Below are 20,039 nucleotides of genomic sequence, written 5' to 3'. Positions count from 1 at the left end.
CCCTATGCTCGTGCGCACTGGTACCTCGGCGGATCCCCACCAGGGATACAGCCCGTGCCCGCCACCGCGGCCCCGTCTCCTCCCTGGGGAGGAGGACTACCGCGGCTGGACGAGCCCGGTGGTCAGCGCATAGATGACGAGCTCGACCCGGTTGCGGCAGCCGGTCTTGCCCAGGATCGTCTTGACATGAGACTTGACCGTCGACTCGGCAACATGGAGCCGCTCACCGATCCGGGCGTTGCTCAGCCCCTGGCACACCAGGGCGAGCACGGCGTCCTCCCGACCGGTGAGAGCCTCGTAAGGTCCCGACGGCGCCCCGACGACGGGCACGGCCCCGTCAGCCGGCCCCGACAGTGGAGCGGGCGACTGCGGGGCATCAGGTCCGGTACCTGCGTCAAGGTGCGCCAGAACGGTTCCGGTGACGGCCGGATCCAGCCAGGACCCGCCGTGGGCGACGACACGGATCGCCTCCAGCAGCGTCGTCGGCTCGGCGTCCTTGAGGAGGAATCCGTGGGCGCCGGCACCCAGGGCCGCCAGGACGAGATCCTCATCGTCGAAGGTGGTTAGGACCAGAACCCGCAACGAGGCAGTGGCCGGTGCGGCACGCAGCTCGCGAATGGCACTGATCCCGTCCAGGACCGGCATCCGCAGATCCATGAGCACCAGGTCGGCCCCTCCGTGGGGACCGATGGCCCGAGCGGTCAAACCCTCGATGGCCTGGCGCCCGTTGACGGCCTCCAGCACGACCTCCATATCGGGCTGCGCGGCCACAAGAGCACTGAAGGCACTGACCAGCAGCGGCTGATCGTCGACAACAGCCACCCTGATAACACCGGTCGTCCTGGTCGTCATCTGCAGTCTCCTGATCCTGTCTCGTCGGCCGTCATGGCGCTCGCGGGCAGCTCGAGCGGCGCCACCGGGAAGTCGACATCAATGGTGAAGAAGCTGTGGTCCCCGTCGTTGTGGACGCCGTGGGTCATGGTTCCGCCCACGAGCCTGAGTCGCTCCTCGAGGCCGACGAGCCCGCTGCCGCCGAAGGGGGAGTGCTCTGCGACGTCCGGCACCGGGTTGGCGACGTGAAGGTGGCAGGACTCCTGCGAGAGTGTCAGGATCAGCTCGATCTGGCCGGTTCCGTGCCTGACGGCGTTGGTGAGAGTCTCTCCTACTAGACGCACGAGGGTGAGACGTTGTATCGCCGACCACGCCGAGTTGCAGCGGTCCAGGACCTCCGGTTCCGGAAGCGCGGCGCTGATCCGGCTCCCCGAGCTGCGAGTGGTCGCGATAAGGGCCGGGATGGTCCGCAGGTCCGCCAAGGGAGTGATCTCACCGGCGTCGGAGCGCAGGACGGAGACGAGCTGGCGCACGGAGGCCAGGGAGGCATCGGCCGTGTCGCGCACCGTGGCCAGGGTGCGGCGCAGCCGTTCCTCACCGCCCAGGGCGAGTCCGGTGGCGGCCTGCACCTTGATCGTGGTGAGGCTGTGCCCCACGAGGTCGTGGAGCTCTCGGGCCAGGCTGAGGCGCTCGGCCGCAACCGCCTGGGCCGCAGCGATGCCGACGTCGAGGGCCTGGTTCTCGGCGATCCGGCGCCGGGAGGAGGCCAACAGGTAGGTGAGCACCACGGCACCGACGAAGACCAGGCTGGTGAGCGTGCGGACGACCAGGATGGCTTCGTTCCAGCCGCCGCTTGTCGTCTGGTCGCCACCTGATTCGTAGGGCCGGGTGTAAGAGGCCAAGGTGACGGGGTTGACCAGGGCACCGGCCAGAGCCAGCAGGAGCGCCGCCGTACCCCAGCGCCGATCGGACTCCCAGCGGGTGATGGTGTAGAGACTGGTGACCGCCGTGGCGATGATCGGGTTGAGGCCGAGGTTGACGGGGGAGAGGGCCACGAGGACCGCATAGGCCGCGAGCAGGGCGTAGGTCGCGATGAAGGAGGCACGCAGGAAACGCAGCCTGCCGAACTGCACCAGCGCCAGCGCCAGGCACAGGGCGAAGTCCGCAACATAGACGGCGTAGCCGCCGAAGCGCAGGACGAAGGTGACCGACTCCAGAGCGAAGGCGAGGAAGACGGTCCCCAGGGCGAGATCCACGACCGGGACCGAGTACCGTGACCAGCGACCTCCTCGCCCCGGCACCGTGCGGTGACGGGCCCGCCAGTCGTAGGCCGCTGACAGACTCGCTGTCAACGGCAGCGCCGCGCCGTGGGCCGTTGCACCCAGTCGTCCCTCTCGATCAGCCATGCGCCGTCCCCGCGGTCAGGAGCCGGCGCGCGTGGCGGCCGGCCGCAGCCGCGGTGATGAAGGCTGCCGTGTCCTCATCCAAACCCCGCCGCATGGTGGACAGCCTCACCCCGGTCTCCACCTCGGCCGCCCGCAGCAGCTCCAGGAGCCCATCGGCCGGAACCTCGACCAGCCGGTGCTGCTCGGCACCAGGTCGCGGGGCGCACAGGGCCTTAGCCTCCTGACGCACCTGCGCTCCCAAAGGATCCTCCAGGTCGGGGACGACGACGTCGGCCCCTGCCAGTGCGACCCGCCCGTAGGCCGTCATCGAGTGGTGGGACACGCCCCGGTGGCGGGTGCGGGCATCGGCCTGGGAGACACGCAGGCAGGCCACCGGGCGCCCGCCCAGCGTGGCGATGGCGTTGATGGCGTCCCCGCAGGCCACCCCGGAGAAGCCCCAGGGCGTCTCGGTACCCAGGTTCCCGGGCCCCTGGATGACGACGGCGGCGTCGGCGTGCAGGACGTGCCGGGCTGCCAGGAGCGCGTTGTGGATGCTGACCGCCTCGATGTCGCCGCCCCAGGCCTGTCCGGCCGTGATGGTCCCGCTCAGCCACCCGGCCCGGCTCAGCGCGGCAACGACGCGCGAGTAGGCCAGGGGCAGGGCCCCGCCGTCGGTCATGATGTAGACGACGCGCGGCTGGTCCTGGCCGTCGGGGGAGCGCAGCCCGGCGAGCACCGCCGGCAGGCTCGAGTGCAGGTCGGCCACCACCACTGGCATCCCCTCCAGGTCGAGGCTGCCGATCGGCTGGGACAGCAGGCCGTGGTGGGCGGTGCCCTGCTCGTCAACGCCGGTGACCATGACCTGATCCGGCATGTAGCGGGCCTTGACGAGGTGTCCCTCGCGCGGTGGATCGGTGGGCAGGACGTCCAGGCGAGAGCTGACCATGGCGTGCCCACCCGTGCCCAGGGCACGGTCGAGGGCCGAGACCTCCAGCCTCACCCGTTCCTCGGCGGCGGGCAGCCCGGTGAGGGTCTCGTAGGCGACCGCGCGGACCCGCTGGCCGGGCAGCAGACTGTCCGCACCGCTGGGAGCCCCGACGATCTCCACGTCCAGCTCTGCGCAGGAGCGCCCCGCCGGTCCCCATGCCGTCCTGGTCCCGGTCACTACGCCGTCACGCCACATCATGGCGGCAGACTATCCGGGCACGCGCGTCACCAGCCGCAGGCCACCGGACTCTCCTAGGCTGGGGGACCGTGAGCCAGCAGACCCGTAGCACCGAGGAACGCCTGGTGAGCCTTCTGCTCACCTTGCGCAACACCACCACCGGCCTCAGTGCCGAGGAGCTCGTGGCCGGCGTGCCGGGATACGCCTTGGCGGACCCGTCCACCAATCCGCTCTCGGCGCGCCGCAAGTTCGAGCGGGACAAGGACACGCTGCGCGAGCTCGGTATCGAGGTGACCACCACAGGACACTCCGAGGAGCCCCGGTACCGGATCGTCGAGGAGGACTACACCCTGCCCGCGCTGCATCTGAGCGCCGAGCAGACCGCCTGTCTGAGCCTGGCCGCCTCCGCCTGGCGCGACGGTGGTCTTCCCGCCACGGCCAGGAGGGCCCTGACCAAGCTGCGCGCCGTGAGCGAGGGGCCGACCGGGGGCAGCTCCACCGGCCTACCGGTTCTCACCGCGGACCTGTCCGGTGAGGAGATTCCCGAGGAGCTCATCACCGCGGTCGACGAGCGCCGCCTGGTCACCTTCGACTACGTCTCCGCCCGCTCGGGCAGCACCCGGGCCCGGACCGTCGAGCCGCATCACCTGCGCCTGGCTGAGGGCGCCTGGTACCTCGACGCCGTCGAACCCGCCGGTCCCCACAGTCTGAACGACAGCAAGACACCAGAGGAACCGGCAGGAACCGCCGGCAGGCTGCTGACCTTCCGCCTGGCCCGTATCACCGGGACAGTCACCGTCCATGAGCGCCCCGGAGCCTTCACCCGGCTTCCCACCAAGGCACCCAGCCGCCGGCGCGCGCTGCTCGCCGCCCTGCCAGGGCGGGCCCTGGGACTGCGTCTGGCAGGGGCTCACCTCGACCCGGCTCAGGACCCACCGGCAGACCTGCCCACGCACCTGGAGGGCCGCGATCTCATCGCCGTGGAGTATGAGGATTCCTTCTCCTTCGCCGGGACCGTGGCCGCTCTTGGCGACGCAGTCGTCGTCCTCGCCCCCGACTCCTTGCGCCGGGCGGTCCTGTCCCACCTGCGAGGCGCGGCCGGACTGACGGCACCGGAAGGGGAGTGACCATGGCTCGCGTATCCGCCTCCGACCAGCTCACGCGACTGCTCGCCCTGCCCGCCTGGGTCGCGGACCACCCCGGCGTGACCGTCACGGAGGCCGCCGAGCACTTCGGCGTCACCCCAGCCGTCATTGAGCGCGACGTCAACACACTGTGGGTCTCCGGCTTGCCCGGTGGCATGCACGGCGACCTCGTTGACTTCGACGCCGCGGACTTCGAGGCCGGGCGCCTGCGCCTGTCCGAACCACTGGGGCTGGACCGCCCGGTTCGCCTCACCCGGCAGGAGGCGATCTCTCTGCTCATGGCGCTCAGGGTGCTCGCCGACCTCCTGGCCGACGATGACGCCTCCACGCCCGTGATCGCCTCCACCCAGGAGGCCGTCACCGCCCTGCTCACCGCAGGTGTTGCCGACGACGCAGACATGCAGGCCGATGTGCAGGGCGGCCCGTCAACCAGTCCGGTCTCCGAGCATGCCGACCGTTCCGGTCGCACGGCACAGATCCTGGCCGCCGTGCGCTCCGCTCTGCGGGACAGGTGCCGTCTCCACCTGGCCTATGTCTCCGCCACCGACACCCCCTCGGAGCGAGACGTCGATCCCATCACACTGGAAAGTGATGGATCACATATGAGGCTGGTGGGCTGGTGCCTCAGCGCGAAGGCCGAGCGCAGCTTCCGCCTGGACCGGATCACATCGATCACAGTGCTCGACACCCCTTCCGTGCGGCATCGCGCCTCACGTAGAACGAAGCAGACTGCGGCCGATCACTCCGCGGGGGACAGACCTCGCGCCACGCTGGTCCTGCATCCGACGGGCCGCTGGCTGGCGGAGCAGATCCCGTGCGTCTCCCAGGAGGAGACCGCAGACGGCAGCCTCAGGGTTGTCGTTGAGGGACGCGACCGCGCCTGGCTCATCGGCCTGGTTCTCTCAGCGGGTCGTCATCTTGTGACGGTGGAGCCCCCGGATCTCGCCCAGGAGGCCGCCGCAGCAGCCAAACAGGCTCTGGCCTCATATAACTGCTGAGCCCTGCCCCGTCCGCCTTGGGGAGAACCGCCAGGGCCGCCGTTCTGAGGCGCCGGCCCGGGAGGCTACACTCAGCCCGTATCGATAGCCCCTACCACAAGGAGCAGCGCCGTGAACCTCTTTAAGCCGTCGCACATCATCTTCCTGCTCATCGTCGTCATTCTGCTGTTCGGCTACAGGAAGCTGCCTGACATCGCCCGCAGCGTGGGCCAGTCCATGAAGGTCTTCAAGAAGGAGGTCAAGGAGCTGCGCGACGACGACTCCAAGGACTCCCAGGCTCAGATCCAGCAGCCGCAGGAGGGCACCTACTACACCGAGCCCACCCAGGACGGTCAGACCGCTCAGAGCGCCGAGGGTTCATCCCAGAAATGATGTCATCCGGCGAGAGCCGGTGACCTGCAGACGAAGGAGGCCGCGGTGCCCAAGCTCCCTCAGATCAAGCGATCGAGGCGCAGGGACAACCCCGAGGCGCGCATGTCCATCGGGGACCACCTGCGCGAGCTGCGCCAGCGTCTCTTCGTCTCCGCAGTAGGCGTCATGGTGATGACGGTCGTGGGCTATATGCTCTACGAACGCGCCTTCGCCCTCATCACCCGCCCCATTGAGCAGGCCAATGCCAAGGGCGCGAATCTCACCCTGAACTTCGACACGATCCTGGCCTCCTTCGACATGAAGCTCGAGGTGTCGATCTGGCTGGGCGTCCTGCTGTCCTCACCTTTGTGGATGTACGAGTTCTGGGCCTTTGTGGGACCGGGAATGACCCGTAAAGAGAAGGCCTACACCTGGGCCTATGGCGCAGCCGGTCTGTTTCTGTTCCTGGCCGGTGCGGCTCTGGGGATCTGGGTGATGCCTCATGCGGTTTCCATTCTCACCAGCTTCATCCCTGACGGCCCCACTGCCGGAGTAATCGGGGCAAACCTCTATCTCTCCTTCGTCATGAGGCTGGTCCTCGTCTTCGGCATCGCCTTCCTCCTGCCCGAGCTGCTCGTCGCCCTCAATATGCTTGGGCTCATGCAGGGAAAGACCATGCTCAAAGGGTGGCGCTGGGCCATTGTGGGCATCGTCACCTTCATGGCGATTGCCAATCCGCTGCCGGATCCCTGGTCCATGGTCTTCATGTCCGTACCCATCGCCGGCCTGTACTTCCTGGCCTGCTTCATCTCCATCACGCATGACAAACGGGTGGAGAGGAAACGCGCTGAGCTCGACGCCGAGCTCGAGGCCGCCCTGGCCGAGTAGCCGGGACTATCAACCGGTTCCTGCCTGACTTATCACACCTGTTCCTTTGATGCGTATCGCTCTGCTGTCCAATCCCTCCTCCGGACGCGGCCGTCATGCGGCCGCCGACGACGTCGCCCGCCAAGTCCTGAGCGAGGCCGGCCACGAGGTTCTCCACGTCCGTGGCAGCTCCTACGAGCAGGCGCGTCGCGCGGGGCGGGCCCTCCTGGGCGACGGGCCGCACCGGAACGTCGAGGCACTGGTCGTCGTCGGCGGGGACGGCATGGTCCACCTGGGGGTGGACATCGTGGCCACGACGGGCGTGCCTCTGGGCATCGTGGCCACCGGCACCGGTAACGACATCGCCCGGCACTTCGGTCTGCCCAGCCGGGATGCGGCGGCCTCAGCCCGCCTCATCAACCGGGCGCTGTCCGGCGAGGGGGCAATCACGGCGGTGGACGCGATCTACGCCTCCCGCCCCGACGGCTCCTTGCTGGCCCCGCAGCGTCGCTGGTCACTGGCCGTGGTCAGCGCCGGGGTGGACGCCGCCGTCAACGCCCGCGCCAACACCCTTTCCTGGCCGGCCCGCGAGGGACGCTACGTGCGCGCCTTCACGGCCGAACTCGCAACGCTGGCGCCCTACGGATACCGGATCACCACCGACGAGAGCACCTGGGAGGGGCCGGCGCTCCTGCTGGCGGTGGCCAACACCCGTTACGTCGGCGGTGGCATGGACCTGGCACCCCAGGCGGACCCCGCCGATGGCCTGCTGGAGGTGCTGCGCCTGGACCCCGTGGGCCGCGCCCACCTACTCACCCTCTTCCGCCGGCTCTTCCGCGGCACGCACCTGACTGACCCGGCCGTCCACGTGGAGCGCAGCCGCAGCGTCACCATTGAGGCGCTCGCTGAGAGAACCGGCCACGACCGGGGGATGCGTCCGCCTCCTCATCCCTTCGCAGACGGAGAACCATTGGCCGAGCTGCCCCTGCGCCTCGAGGCGGTCCCCGACGCCGTCCGGCTGCTCCTACCGGCTCAGGGTTGATCCGGCCCGTAGGGTTGTTGCCATGAGCTCACCAGCAGAGCGCTATGCCGCATCTCGACGTCGACAGGCCGCCTCCAGCAGTGAGCTCGCCCGGTTCGCCCAGGGCTACGACTTCCCCCTCGACGCCTTCCAGGAGGAGGCCTGCGGCGCCGTCGAGAGGGGAGAGGGCGTCCTGGTTGCCGCCCCGACGGGCGCGGGCAAGACCGTGGTGGGGGAGTTCGCGGTCCACCTGGGCCTGGTCCGGGGGCTCAAGACCTTCTACACCGCCCCCATCAAGGCACTGAGCAACCAGAAGTACCTGGACCTCGTGGCCCGGCACGGTCAGGAGCGGGTGGGGCTGCTGACCGGTGACACCTCCGTCAACCCCCATGCGGACGTGGTGGTCATGACCACCGAGGTGCTGCGCAACATGCTCTACTCGGGCTCGCATGACCTGGATCGGCTGGGATTCGTGGTCATGGACGAGGTCCACTACCTAGCCGACCGCTTCCGCGGGCCGGTGTGGGAGGAGGTCATCATCCACCTGCCCGCCGAGGTCCAGGTGATCTCCCTGTCCGCCACGGTCTCCAACGCCGAGGAGTTCGGCGACTGGCTCGGCCAGGTGCGCGGCAGGACTGCCGTGGTCGTCTCAGAGGAGCGTCCCGTCCCGCTGACTCAACACATGATGGTCGGTCGCCGGCTGCTGCCGTTGTACTCCCACCCCGCGGATCCGGCTGAGCCCAAGACAGCCACCGACACGGCTGCTGCCACGGCGGATTCGGAGCGGGCAGAACAGCCAGAGCAGTCCGAGCAGAAGGAGCGGACGGGGCAGCCTCCGCTCAACCCCGAACTGCTCAAGGCCGTCAAGCAGGCCCGGCGTGCCGCCGCCTCCGGAGGCGGCTCCAAGAACGGCCACCACGGCCGCAGTGGCGGTTCCGCCCGGAGGCCGCAGCCCTGGAAGCGCTCCGCACGAGGCGGACGGGCACCTCGCCGCGGCGAGGGGGGAGCCCGCACGGCCAGGTTGAAGCCGCCCTCGCGACTGCAGGTCGTGACGGCTTTGGAGGGGGCGCGCCTTCTGCCCGCGATCGTCTTCGTCTTCTCCCGGGCAGGTTGCGAGCAGGCCGTCCACCAGGTGGTGAGCGCCGGGGTGGACCTGACCACCGAGGCCGAGGCGGCCCGGATCCGGGACGTCATCGAGCGGCGCACCGCCGACATCCCCGCCGGCGACCTGGGGGTCCTTGGCTTCCACTTCTGGGCCCACGCCCTGGAGCGTGGTGTTGCGGCCCATCATGCGGGACTGCTGCCGGTGTTCAAGGAGACGGTGGAGGAGCTCTTCAGCGCGGGTCTGGTCAAGGTCGTCTACGCCACCGAGACCCTGGCACTGGGGATCAACATGCCCGCCCGCACCGTGGTCCTGGAGTCACTGCGCAAGTGGAACGGCTCGGCCCATGTCACCCTCAGCCCGGGGGAGTACACCCAGCTGACGGGACGGGCCGGGCGCCGCGGCATCGACATCGAGGGTCACGCCGTCGTGCTGGCGGCTGACGACGTCGAGCCGGCCACGGTCTCCTCACTGGCCTCCCGGCGCACCTACCCGCTGGTCTCCGCTTTCCGGCCGACCTACAACATGGCCGTCAACCTGCTCGAGCGCATGCCCCGGACGCGGGTGCGTGAGGTGCTCGAGCAGTCCTTCGCCCAGTTCCAGGCCGACCGCGGCGTCGTCGAGCTGGCCGCTCAGGCCCGCCGCAAGCGCCACCGCCTGGAGGGCCTGGAGAAGGACATGACCTGTCGCCTGGGTGACTTCCGCGAGTACGCCTCCCTGCGCCAGGCCATCGCCGACGCCGAGGCGGACCTGTCGCGGGACAAGGCCGCGGCGCGCCGCAGCGAGACGGGACGGACCATGAGCTCACTGGGACGCGGTGACGTCGTCGTCTTCCGCAAGGGGCGACGCCGTCGCCACGGCATCGTCCTGGAGGTCGGTGCCGACCGGACCGGGACCCCCACCATCACGGTGCTGGGGGAGGACTCGCGAGTGGCCAGCCTGACCCCGGACACAGCGCCGGACGGAGTCATGCGTGTGGGCGCGCTGCGGGTGGCGGACTCGGTGGACCCGCACCGGCCCCGGGATCGGGACCGGCTCGTTCAGCGTCTGGTCGACGCGCTGCGCTCAGGGGACCTGGAAGGGGGCACGAAGCGCACACGCACCCGCTCCAGCCGCGCACAGGCCCGCCGAGACAGCGCGATCGAGAACCTCGAGCGCCTGCGCCACGAGATGCGCTCCCACCCCTGCCACGGGTGCCCCGACCGGGAGGAGCACGCGCGGGTGGGCCGCAAGTGGTCGCGGGCCAAGGCCGATGCCGAACGCCTCCAGCGACGCATCGAGACCCGCACCGGCACCATCGCCCGCCTCTTCGACGCCGTCTGCCAGGTGCTGCTCGAGCTGGGCTATCTGCGCCCGGTGGACCGGGGGCACCCGGAGCGCGAGCTGCGAGTCACGGGTGCCGGCAAGGTGCTGGCCCGGATCTATGCTGAGCGGGACCTGCTCATCGCCGAGTGCCTGCGCACGGGAGTCTTCGAGGACCTCAGCGCCTCAGAGCTGGCCGGGGCGCTGAGCGCCTGCGTCTACGAGCCACGACTGAGCGCCCAGTCGATCGGGCTGCCAGTGGCGCCCGGGTCGAGGCTCGGCCAGTGCCTGCGCGCACAGCTGGGGGTCTCCCACCGGATCCACGACCTGGAGTCCCTGGCCCGCATCGAGGCATCCTCAGGAGCAGAGCCGGCGTTGGCCGGGTCCGTCCAGGCCTGGTGCGATGGCGCGCAGCTGGCGGACATCCTGGATGCCACTGAGCTGACGGCCGGAGACTTCGTGCGCTGGTGCAAGCAGCTGCTCGACGTCGTCGGCCAGATCGCGAGCCTCTCACCACCACCGGACGCCAGCCCCGAGCAGGCCAGAGCTGTCACCAGCCTGTCGATGCGCGCCGCCGAGGCGTCCCTGGATCTCAATAGGGGAGTGGTGAGCTGGTCCGCCGTGTGACGCTGCGGCTAGTACTCTCGTTCCAGCCGATACTCCGGACGACAGGACTCATGCCCCAATGTCAGGCTTCTTCGCCCTCCTCGACGACATCGCCACGCTCGCCAAGCTGACGCTGTCCACCGTTGACGACACGGCCTCCATGGCCGTCAAGACCTCCGCGAAGGTGTCGGCGGCTGCCGTCGACGACGTCGCCACCACGCCCCAGTACGTCACCGGTATCACCCCGGATCGTGAGCTGCCGATCATCAAGAAGATCACGCTGGGCTCGCTGCGCAACAAGCTCCTCATCATCCTGCCGATCGGCCTGCTGCTGACAGCCGTGGCACCGTGGCTCCTGCCGGTGGCACTCATCATCGGCGGCGCCTACCTGTGCTTCGAGGGTGGGGAGAAGATCCTGGAGCGCTTCGGCGGCGTTGCCCACGCCACGGAGAAAACCGGCCCGGTCGACGAGGCCCAGATCATCCGTCAGGCCATCACGACGGACTTCGTCCTGTCCACCGAGATCATGCTGCTTGCCCTGGCCGAGGTCGAGGGGGAGTCCTCCATGCGGCGCATCATCGTCCTGGTCCTCATCGCCCTGCTCATCACCTTCGCCGTCTACGGCCTGGTGGCGGCCCTCATCAAGCTCGACGACGCCGGGGCGCACCTGGCCGGGCAGGGCCGTACCGGCATCATCCGGTCCTTCGGGCGTGCGATTGTGACCTTGGCGCCGGCGCTCTTCCGCGGCATCGGGATCGTCGGGACCGTGGCGATGCTGTGGGTCGGCGGACACATCCTGGCGACCAACCTCGCCAAGGTCGGCTTCCACCCCCTGCACCACGCCATTGAGTGGGCCGAGGAGCTCACCCACAACCCGGTCTTGTCCTGGCTCACCGGAACAGCCATGTCCTGCCTCATCGGCGCAGTCATCGGCACCCTGCTGGCCCTGGCCTGGCAGCCCGTGCACCACGCTGTGGCCCGCCGTCACAAAGGTTAACCATCAAACTTACCCGTATGCTTCACCGCGTGACAGAGCCTTCCCGGTTGCCCTCCTGGCTGCGTACCCGGCTGCTTTCTCAGTCTCCCCGCCGGCTTCGCCGATCAGCGCCCGCAGCGGTGGCGCTGCTGGCGGGCCTGGCCACCTACGCCGCCTTCCCCCCGGTGAACCTGTGGTGGTCGGCCCTCATCGGGGTCGGAGCATTCATGCTCCTCATCCGCGGCCGCGGCTTCTGGGCGGGCACCGGTCTGGGACTGCTCTACGGCTTCGGCCTGTTCACGCCTCTGCTGCACTTCACGATGGTGGGTATGGGCAACCCGATCGGCTGGATCGCGCTGACGCTCTTCGAGTCGCTCTACCTGGCTGGACTCGGTGGGGCCTGGTCCCTGGTGAGTCGCCTGCCGCTGCTCCAGGGAGCTGCCCCCCGAGGGCGGTTCACGCGGCGTGTGCCGGCCGGTGCAGCCAGCGTGCTCTTCTTCGCTGTGCTGTGGTCCGGGGTCGAGGAGCTGCGCTCAGTGTGGCCGCTGGGTGGTTTCCCCTTCGGGCGCCTGGCCTTCGCCATGTCTGACGCCCCCATCCTGCCGGCCGCCGCCTATGTCGGCAGCGCCGGGGTGGGACTGCTGGTATCACTGGCCGCGGCATGCATCGCTCACGCGGCTCGATCCGTCTATGAGCGCCGTGCCCTGCCGGTCCTCCTCAGCGCAGCACTCGCAGCGGCTCTGCTCGTTGCGCCGCGGACGCTGCCACTGGATACGCGAGCTGAGAACGGCACCGTCCGTGTCGGAGCCGTCCAGGGCAACGTGGCCACCGACTTCGAGGACGCCTTCAACCGGGCCCTGGAGGTGACCGGCAACCACGCTGAGGCCACGAGGAAGCTGGCCGCCGACGTCGGCCCCGGTAGCCTCGATATGGTCGTCTGGCCGGAGAACTCCGCGGACCTCGACCCGCGCGACTACCCGGCTTCTGCGGCCATCGTTGATGAGGCCGCCCAAGCGGTCCGGGCTCCGGTTCTCGTGGGCGCGGTTCCTTTCGTCGACGACATCCGCTACAACGACGTCCTCATCTGGAATCCCGGCGACGTCTCCGGGAACACATCTCATTCCTACTACCGCAAGCACCGCCCCGTGCCCTTCGCGGAGTACATCCCCTCCCGTTCTCTGGTACGGCGCCTGACCACCCAGGTCGACCGGGTCGGTATCGACATGCTGCCCGGCACCGGTCCCAGCACGCTGACGGTTCCGGCCATCACTCAGGGCCGAGACGTCACCTTCGCCATGGGCATCTGCTTTGAGGTCGCCTATGACGACGCCCTGCGCACCGGCGTCAAACAGGGCGGGCAGGCGATCATCATCCCGACGAACAACGCCTCCTTCCTCGACTCAGGCGAGGCCGCCCAGCAGCTCGCCCAGGGGCGCGTCCAGGCCGTGGTCCATGGACGCAGTGTCATCCAGGCCTCCACCGTCGGTTACACCGCGATCATCAACCCCCGCGGTGAGGTCGAGCAGGTCACCCAGCCATACACTCAGGCGAGTCTCGTGGCCGACGTCGCGCTGCGCAGCTCCCAGACTGTTGCCGACCGGCTCGGTGCCGCCCCCGGCATCATCCTCCTCGTCGGTGCAGGCGCGCTGGTCGGAGCCGGTATCCTGAGCCAAGTGCGCCCAAGGCGCAGCCACTAGCCTCGACGCCACGCTACTCAACCATGGAGAGAGAAGTGAAGACACTCGTCGTCATCCCCACCTACAACGAGATCGAGTCCCTGCCCGTGGCACTGGACCGGGTCCGCGAGCACGCTCCCGAGGCGGACATTCTCGTCGTCGACGACGGTTCCCCCGACGGTACCGGTGACTACGCCGATACCCGCGCGGACGAGGACTCCCACGTCCATGTCCTGCACCGCTCGGAGAAGAACGGGCTGGGTCCGGCTTACCTCGCCGGGTTCTCCTGGGCACTGGCCGCCGGCTATGAGCTCATCGTGGAGATGGATGCCGACGGCTCCCACCGCGCCGAGGACCTGGCCCTGCTCATTCAACGCGCCGAGATGGCCGACGAGCCAGACCTCGTCATCGGCTCACGGTGGGTCTCCGGCGGCGCCACCGAGGGCTGGGACGCCAAGCGCGTGGCCCTGTCCAAGGCCGGGAACCTCTACATCAACGCCATGCTGGGTCTGCGCGTCAAGGACGCCACCGCGGGCTTCCGGGTCTTCCGTGCCTCGATCCTGCGCCGCATGGACCTCGGTAAGGTCGAGGCCCTCGGTTACGGGTTCCAGGTCAATATGACCAAGCTGGTTGACGAGATCGGCGGCCGCATCGTGGAGATGCCTATCACCTTCCTGGAGCGGGAGGCCGGCCAGTCCAAGCTCTCCGGGGGAATCTTCACCGAGGAGCTGTCCCTTGTGACCCGTTGGGGAGTGGCCAAGCGCTCCAGCCAGCTGCTCGATGCGGCCAAGGTCGCCGGTAGCAGGCTTCGCGCCGCCCGCGACAAGCGCCGTCGGGCTGCTGCTGGCTACCAGCAGCAGCGCCCGTCGGCCTCATCCCGTCAGAAGCGCTCCTAGCGGGCCTTCAGCCGCTGACCCGCTCGCGGTAGACCTCGCCACTGCGCAGTGCCTCGAGGCGCTCATTGAGGAGAACCTCGAGCTCATCGACCTTGCGGCGCTCCAGGAGCATGTCCCAGTGGGTGCGCGGGGTCTTCTTGGGCTCGTCGGGCTCGGGCTCGTCCTCACCGCGTCGGGCGGCGATCTGGCCGCACTCGGGGCACTCCCAGGTGGGAGGCACCTCGGCCTCGGTGGACATCGGGATCCTGGTGACGTGCGCCATCGGGCACTCGTAGCTGACGATCATCCGCTCAGCGAACTCGACGCCGTCCTCCGACTCCATCGACTTCGCACCGATGGTCATGCCTCGCAGTGCGCGGTCTGCCATGCTTCTGGTCTCCTTGTGGCTCGTCTCTCGTGGTGTCCCGGTCCTCTGGCGGAGCGTACGGCTCACGCACAGCCTCAAGGGCACCGGTGCGTCAACACCGAAGGAGGGCACAGTGTTCCCACCGGGTTCCTCCGGTCTCGACGCGATCAGGGTAATGATGATACCGGTTGGCGTCTAACGCGACGTCGTCGGTCCGGATCGGCGACGTCGCTGCGGTCGACATCGCCGGAACAGACGTCTACGCCCTGTACGGGACGCCAGGGAACGGCATACTTGGCTCCATGGCTCAGCGCATCGGCATTCTCACGGCGGGCGGCGACGCCCCAGGACTCAACGCGGCGATCCGAGGCTTTGGAAAGGCGGCGATCCAGCAGCACGGCTGGGAGCTCATCGGTTTCCGGGACGGCATGCGAGGCCTGGCCGAGAACCGCTTCACCGAGCTCGACTCAGCTGCCCTGTCCGGGATCCTCACCACGGGTGGAACCATGCTGGGGACCAGCCGGGACAAGGTGCATCGCATGATGATCGATGGCGAGCCCCGTGACATGGTGCCCACCATTGTGGAGAACTGCGAGAAGGACGGGATTGACGCCCTCGTCTGCCTCGGTGGGGGCGGGACCGCGAAGAACGCCAAACGCCTTATGGATGCGGGTCTCAACGTCATCCACCTGCCCAAGACCATTGACAACGACATCGTTCACACCGACTCCTCCTTCGGCTTCGCCACGGCCCTGGAGATTGCCACGGAGGCCGTGGACCGGTTGCACTCGACGGCGCACTCCCACCACCGCATCATCCTCACCGAGATCATGGGGCACCGGGCCGGCTGGTTGGCCCTGGGCGCCGGCATCGCGGGCGGGGCGGACGTCATTCTACTGCCCGAGATTCCGTACTCGGTGGACGCGATCGCGGACAAGATCGAGCGACGCCGCTCCCACGGGTCGTCCTTCTCAGTGGTGGCCGTGGCCGAGGGGGCACTGTCGGTGACGGATCACGCCGAGCTGGAGCACGCCCGCGCCCTGGTCAAGGACGCCTCCAGTCCTGAGCGCAAGGCGATGGCCAAGCGGGGCGTCAAACGCCTGGAGGCATCCCACCGCGCCAACACCTTCAGCCTGGCCGAGCAGCTGGAGAACCTGACGGGGCTGGAGGCGCGCGTGTCCATCCTGGGATACGTCCAGCGCGGCGGTTCGCCCTGCGGCGTGGATCGTCTTCTGGGCACGCGTCTGGGTGTGGCCGGAGCCAACGCGATCGCCGAGGGCCGCTACGGTGTCATGGTGGCTGACCGCGGTCATGGCACGGAGCTGGTGCCACTCAAGGACGTGGCCGGCCACACCAAGTTCGTTCCGGCCGATCACGAGTGGATCCAGGCCGCTCGCGCCGTGGGGACCGCGCTGGGGGACTGAGGACCCCGGCCCTGAGCGGAGGAGAGTCGGGCCTCAGCGAAGGAGGAGCGGTCCGGGAGTCCAGGCGATCTCTCCAGCTCCCACACCGGTGGGGGCGTCACCGGAGACGATGACGTCGGCACGCTGCCATGGACGGTCCTTGGCGAAGAAGAGGCGCTCACCGGCCATCCACCAGTGCCAGAAACGCACCGACTCCTCGGCGTCGCCGTTGACGCCCTCAGCGATGTCCCGCTTGATGCCGCGGCGCTCGGCCACGTCGTCTCCGGTCTGAACCCACACGTGCGCGTCAATGAGGTTGCTGACCGCGCGCAGACCGGCTCCGGTCCCCTCGACGACGACCAGGGGAGAGCCGGCCGGGACGCGGATGGAGCCCTCGCGGCCGTGCTCCCGCCACTTGTCCGGGACGAGGTCGAGGCAGCCGGCCTCGTGCAACCGGGTCAGGGTGTCGACGTACAGCTGATCCCAGTCGTAGAGCGGCTCGTTCCAGATGAGGTCGTCAAGGTGGAAGGCCTGCGCGCCGGGGACGGCCGCGGTCAGCGCCGTGGTGAGCGTTGTCTTGCCGGATCCGCCTCGTCCGTCGACGGCGATGATCGCCGGCCGTCCCTCCGGGGCTGCGACAAGGCTCAGCAGATGCGCAACGACCTCATCGGTACCGCTGACCTGCCACTGAGTGACGGCGGGTTCTTCGGGCTGCAGCTCGACGGACTGGTCACCCTTGACCCATCGGAGACTGTCGCTGTCGGCGGGGTTGTTCTGCTTGCCGCACATAGTGGGTCCTTTCAGGCAACGGCTCATGAGGGTCAGGTCGAGGATCTGACCATGCTTCTCGCCGGCCTGCGGGACAGTGCCGACAGTGGTGAAACCATAGCGCTCGTGCAGGTGCGCCGAAGTCGCGTTACTCGCCTCGATCAGGGCGATCATAGTGCGGTCCCCGGCCTGCCGTGAGGCCTCGATGAGGGCGGCGAGGAGCCTGGCACCAAGCCCTTTGCCTTGAGCCGTCGGGCTGAGGTAGATCGAGTCCTCGACTGTGCGGGCGTAGCCCTCGTAGGAGTGCCAGGGACCGGCCACCGCAAACCCGACGACATCATGCGGCTTGCCACTGACGTGAGCAACGAGAGCCGTTCCTCGCTGCACCATGGGGGCCAGCCAGGTCTCGGCCCTGGCAGGGTCCTGCTCGATGCTGGTCCAGATGGCCAGGGACTCCCGCACGGCGGCGTTGCGGATCTGGCGGATAGCGGGGGAGTCCTCCATGGTCGCCGGGCGGAGCTGGTAGGTCTGTACCGCATCGGCGTGTCCATAGCCCTTAGTCTCACTCGGGGGCGTCATCGTTCCCCTCCTCGACGTACCGGGCGAGGTATCGCCCCGTCAGAGTCGTTCGCTCCGCCACCATCCGCGTCGGCGTTCCGGTGAACACGACGTGACCGCCGTCGTGGCCGGCTCCGGGGCCGAGGTCGATGATCCAGTCTGCGTGCGCCATCACGGCCTGATGGTGCTCGATCACGACAACGCTGCGACCGCAGTCCACAAGGTGGTCCAGGAGTGCGAGCATGGCCTCGATGTCGGCCGGGTGCAGTCCGACGGTCGGCTCATCGAGAACGATGACACGGCCTTCCTGGCTCAGGTAGACGGCAAGCTTGAGCCGCTGGCGCTCACCACCGGACAAGGTGGTGAGCGCCTGGCCGAGGTGGAGGTAGCCGAGGCCCACGTCCTTCAGCCGTGACAGGATCCTGGTCGCAGCGGGAAGGCGAGCCTCACCCTGGGAGAAGAAGGTCAGTGCCTCGTCGGCACTCATGTCCAAGACATCGGCGATGCTGCGTCCGCAGAGGCGGTAGGCGAGCACCTCGTCCTTGAAACGGCGCCCCTCACAGGCCACGCAACGGGACTCCACGGTCTCCATGAAACCCAGCTGTGTCTCAATGATGCCCGTTCCGCCGCACACCGGGCAGGCTCCTTCTGAGTTGGCCGAGAAGTGCGCGGGTTTCGCACCCTTGTCCTCATTCGCCTTGGCAAAGGCCTTGCGAACAGGGTCGAGCAGTCCGGTGTAGGTGGCAGCATTCGATCGCCGTGAGCCCTTGATCGGTGTCTGATCGATCGTCACCACGCCGTCCATGGGGGAGAGGTGGCCATGAATGAGGCTCGTTTTCCCGGATCCGGCCACTCCTGTGATGACAGTAAGAACTCCGACGGGAATATCAACGTCGACGTCACGAAGATTGTTCGTCTTGGCGTGACGAATTCTCATCATGTCCGTGGGGGAGCGGTGACTGCTCTTGAGCCGCACCCGGTCGGCCATGTGGCGTCCAGTGAGAGTGTCGGAGCGGTGCAGCTGCTCGACCGTTCCCTCTAAGCAGATTCGACCTCCTCGGCTTCCGGCTCCCGGCCCCAGATCCACCACGTGATCTGCGATCGAGATCGTCTCGGGCTTGTGCTCGATGACGAGCACGGTGTTTCCTTTGTCCCGCAGTGACAGCAGCAGCTCGTTCATTTGGTGGAGGTCGTGCGGGTGCAGGCCGATACTGGGCTCATCGAAGACGTAGGTGACGTCGGTGAGAGCCGAGCTCAGGTGGCGCACGAGTTTGGCGCGCTGGGCCTCACCGCCCGAGAGCGTCGAGGCCGGGCGGTCCAGTGACAGATAGCCCAGCCCGATGAGCACGAAGGCGTCCAGCATTTCCTTCAGGTTCTCCAGCAGGGGAGCAGCACCGGTCAGAATTCCCTGAAGACGAGTAACCCACTGCAGCAGATCGGAGATCTGCATGGTGCAGGCATCGGCAATCGACTTCCCATCGATCAAGCAGGTGCGGGCCGGTTCGGACAAGCGGGTCCCATGACACTGCGGGCAGGTCCCGAAGACAGCGGCCCGTTCCACAAAGGCGCGAATATGAGGCTGCAGTGCCTCTGGTTCCTTGGCGAGCATCGACTTGCGGATCCTGGGAACAAGCCCTTCGTAGGTGGTGTTGATGCCTCCGACCTTGATCTTCGTGGGCTCCTTGTAGAGCAGGTCGTCTCTCTGCTGGGGCGTGAAGGAGACCACCGGCACATCTGCCGGAAAGAGGCCGGATTCGGTGAAACTGCGCACCTGCCAGCCACCGGCAACATATCCGGGGACGGTGATTGCACCGTCCTTCAGGGAGAGCGTTTCATCGAGCACCTGCGTCAGATCGATATCGGAGACCCTGCCCATGCCTTCGCAGCGCGGGCACATCCCGCCCTGAACGGTGAATGTCTTGCGCTCGACGATCTTGCGGCCGCCGCGCTGCGTGGTGACCGCACCGCCACCGGTGACGGACGGGACGTTGAAGGCGAAGGCCTGAGGTGAGCCGATATGCGGCGCGCCGTGCGTCGAGTACAGGACCCTCAGCAGTGCTCCGACGTCGCTGACGGTGCCGAGGGTTGAGCGCGGGTTGGCCCCCAGACGTTCCTGGTCCACGGTGATCGCCGCCGTCAGCCCCTCCAGGCGGTCGACGGCGGGACGTGCACTGGCATCCATGAATCCCTGAACGAAGGCCGGGTAGGTCTCATTGACCAGGCGGCGCGACTCGGCAGCGATCGTGGCGAAGACGAGTGAGCTCTTGCCTGAGCCCGACACGCCGGTGAACACCGTCAGTCTGCGCTTAGGGATGACGACGTCGATACCGCGCAGGTTGTTCTCGCGAGCCCCGACGACGCGGATGACGTCGTGCTCGTCAGCAGGGGGCTGAGCAGTCCTTCCACCAGTAGTAGTCACACAGACGATTGTGCCGGACGTCGTCGAAGAACGGTGCCGCAACAGCCTGCTCGGCAGAGCAAGCCCAACTCACCTAATGCCGATAATGCACATTATGTCATTCTCAGTGGAGCGCCACTCACCCGAGGCGCACCACAGAATCCGGACGTCACCTCCGCCCGACCGCCCGCTCCTCGACGACAGCCGTTCGCACAGCACTCTCTCCACCCAACCACCCATGAGCT

At 68.2% G+C, this 20,039-nt stretch carries 16 protein-coding genes; 10 read left to right on the top strand and 6 right to left on the bottom strand.

The annotated features are described in order from the left end of the window. Positions 1–96: 96 nt before the first annotated feature. The 3 genes from RIV12_RS00730 to RIV12_RS00720 are packed head-to-tail and all read right to left on the bottom strand — an operon-like array spanning position 97 to position 3,402. Positions 97–852: a response regulator transcription factor gene (locus RIV12_RS00730; RefSeq protein WP_309321566.1), complete on the bottom strand. Its 756-nt coding sequence runs from the start codon at positions 850–852 to the stop codon at positions 97–99. Then, a complete protein-coding gene (locus RIV12_RS00725; protein WP_309321565.1) occupies positions 849–2,237 on the bottom strand; it encodes a sensor histidine kinase in 1,389 nt (462 codons plus the stop codon). Before RIV12_RS00725 ends, RIV12_RS00730 begins: the two co-directional genes overlap by 4 nt. Further along, the gene (locus RIV12_RS00720) at positions 2,230–3,402 is read right to left on the bottom strand and encodes a DUF3866 family protein (protein ID WP_309321563.1); all 1,173 of its coding nucleotides are present in this window, start codon (positions 3,400–3,402) and stop codon (positions 2,230–2,232) included. The genes RIV12_RS00725 and RIV12_RS00720 overlap by 8 nt, the downstream gene beginning before the upstream one ends. Positions 3,403–3,470: 68 nt before the next feature. On the opposite strand from RIV12_RS00720, the gene RIV12_RS00715 reads away from it, so the two are divergent. The 9 genes from RIV12_RS00715 to RIV12_RS00675 all read left to right on the top strand — a co-directional run bounded on the left by RIV12_RS00715 (position 3,471) and on the right by RIV12_RS00675 (position 14,321). Then, on the top strand, positions 3,471–4,508 hold the full coding sequence (locus RIV12_RS00715) for a helix-turn-helix transcriptional regulator (protein WP_309321561.1): 1,038 nt from the start codon (positions 3,471–3,473) through the stop codon (positions 4,506–4,508). 2 nt (positions 4,509–4,510) lie between these two features. Next, positions 4,511–5,524 carry a helix-turn-helix transcriptional regulator gene (locus tag RIV12_RS00710; RefSeq protein ID WP_309321559.1) on the top strand — a complete coding sequence of 338 codons (1,014 nt, stop codon included), beginning with the start codon at positions 4,511–4,513 and terminating at the stop codon, positions 5,522–5,524. A 111-nt stretch (positions 5,525–5,635) separates the two neighbouring features. After that, positions 5,636–5,896 (top strand): Sec-independent protein translocase subunit TatA, encoded by a 261-nt coding sequence (gene tatA / locus RIV12_RS00705; protein ID WP_075376835.1) that lies wholly within the window; start codon positions 5,636–5,638, stop codon positions 5,894–5,896. Between the two features lie 45 nt (positions 5,897–5,941). Further along, entirely contained in the window at positions 5,942–6,763 is an 822-nt protein-coding gene (gene tatC, locus RIV12_RS00700) for a twin-arginine translocase subunit TatC (protein WP_075376836.1), read from the top strand. 49 nt (positions 6,764–6,812) lie between these two features. Beyond that, positions 6,813–7,784 (top strand): diacylglycerol/lipid kinase family protein, encoded by a 972-nt coding sequence (locus RIV12_RS00695; protein ID WP_309321556.1) that lies wholly within the window; start codon positions 6,813–6,815, stop codon positions 7,782–7,784. Between the two features lie 22 nt (positions 7,785–7,806). After that, the gene (locus RIV12_RS00690) at positions 7,807–10,794 is read left to right on the top strand and encodes a DEAD/DEAH box helicase (RefSeq protein ID WP_309321554.1); all 2,988 of its coding nucleotides are present in this window, start codon (positions 7,807–7,809) and stop codon (positions 10,792–10,794) included. Positions 10,795–10,852: 58 nt separating this feature from the next. Next, positions 10,853–11,770, top strand: a complete 918-nt coding sequence (locus RIV12_RS00685) for a DUF808 domain-containing protein (RefSeq protein WP_309321552.1) — start codon at positions 10,853–10,855, stop codon at positions 11,768–11,770. A 119-nt stretch (positions 11,771–11,889) separates the two neighbouring features. Beyond that, positions 11,890–13,446 (top strand): apolipoprotein N-acyltransferase, encoded by a 1,557-nt coding sequence (gene lnt / locus RIV12_RS00680; RefSeq protein ID WP_256695475.1) that lies wholly within the window; start codon positions 11,890–11,892, stop codon positions 13,444–13,446. 35 nt (positions 13,447–13,481) lie between these two features. Further along, positions 13,482–14,321, top strand: coding sequence for a polyprenol monophosphomannose synthase (locus tag RIV12_RS00675; protein ID WP_075417535.1), 840 nt, complete (start codon positions 13,482–13,484; stop codon positions 14,319–14,321). Positions 14,322–14,328: 7 nt separating this feature from the next. Here the strand turns inward: RIV12_RS00675 and RIV12_RS00670 are convergent, their stop codons facing one another. Beyond that, positions 14,329–14,688, bottom strand: a complete 360-nt coding sequence (locus RIV12_RS00670; protein WP_034493112.1) for an RNA polymerase-binding protein RbpA — start codon at positions 14,686–14,688, stop codon at positions 14,329–14,331. Positions 14,689–14,969: 281 nt separating this feature from the next. On the opposite strand from RIV12_RS00670, the gene RIV12_RS00665 reads away from it, so the two are divergent. Further along, a complete protein-coding gene (locus RIV12_RS00665) occupies positions 14,970–16,091 on the top strand; it encodes a 6-phosphofructokinase (RefSeq protein WP_309321638.1) in 1,122 nt (373 codons plus the stop codon). Between the two features lie 33 nt (positions 16,092–16,124). Here the strand turns inward: RIV12_RS00665 and RIV12_RS00660 are convergent, their stop codons facing one another. Next, positions 16,125–17,417, bottom strand: coding sequence for a GNAT family N-acetyltransferase (locus RIV12_RS00660; protein WP_309321549.1), 1,293 nt, complete (start codon positions 17,415–17,417; stop codon positions 16,125–16,127). Further along, entirely contained in the window at positions 17,401–19,815 is a 2,415-nt protein-coding gene (locus RIV12_RS00655) for an ATP-binding cassette domain-containing protein (protein WP_309321547.1), read from the bottom strand. Before RIV12_RS00655 ends, RIV12_RS00660 begins: the two co-directional genes overlap by 17 nt. Positions 19,816–20,039 lie beyond the last annotated feature (224 nt).

It is taken from the genome of Actinomyces stomatis, from assembly GCF_031292835.1.
Classification (GTDB): Bacteria; Actinomycetota; Actinomycetes; order Actinomycetales; family Actinomycetaceae; genus Actinomyces; species Actinomyces stomatis.
The sequence above is the reverse complement of the archived record's forward strand: the minus strand, read 5'-3'. Positions and strand labels throughout refer to the sequence as shown.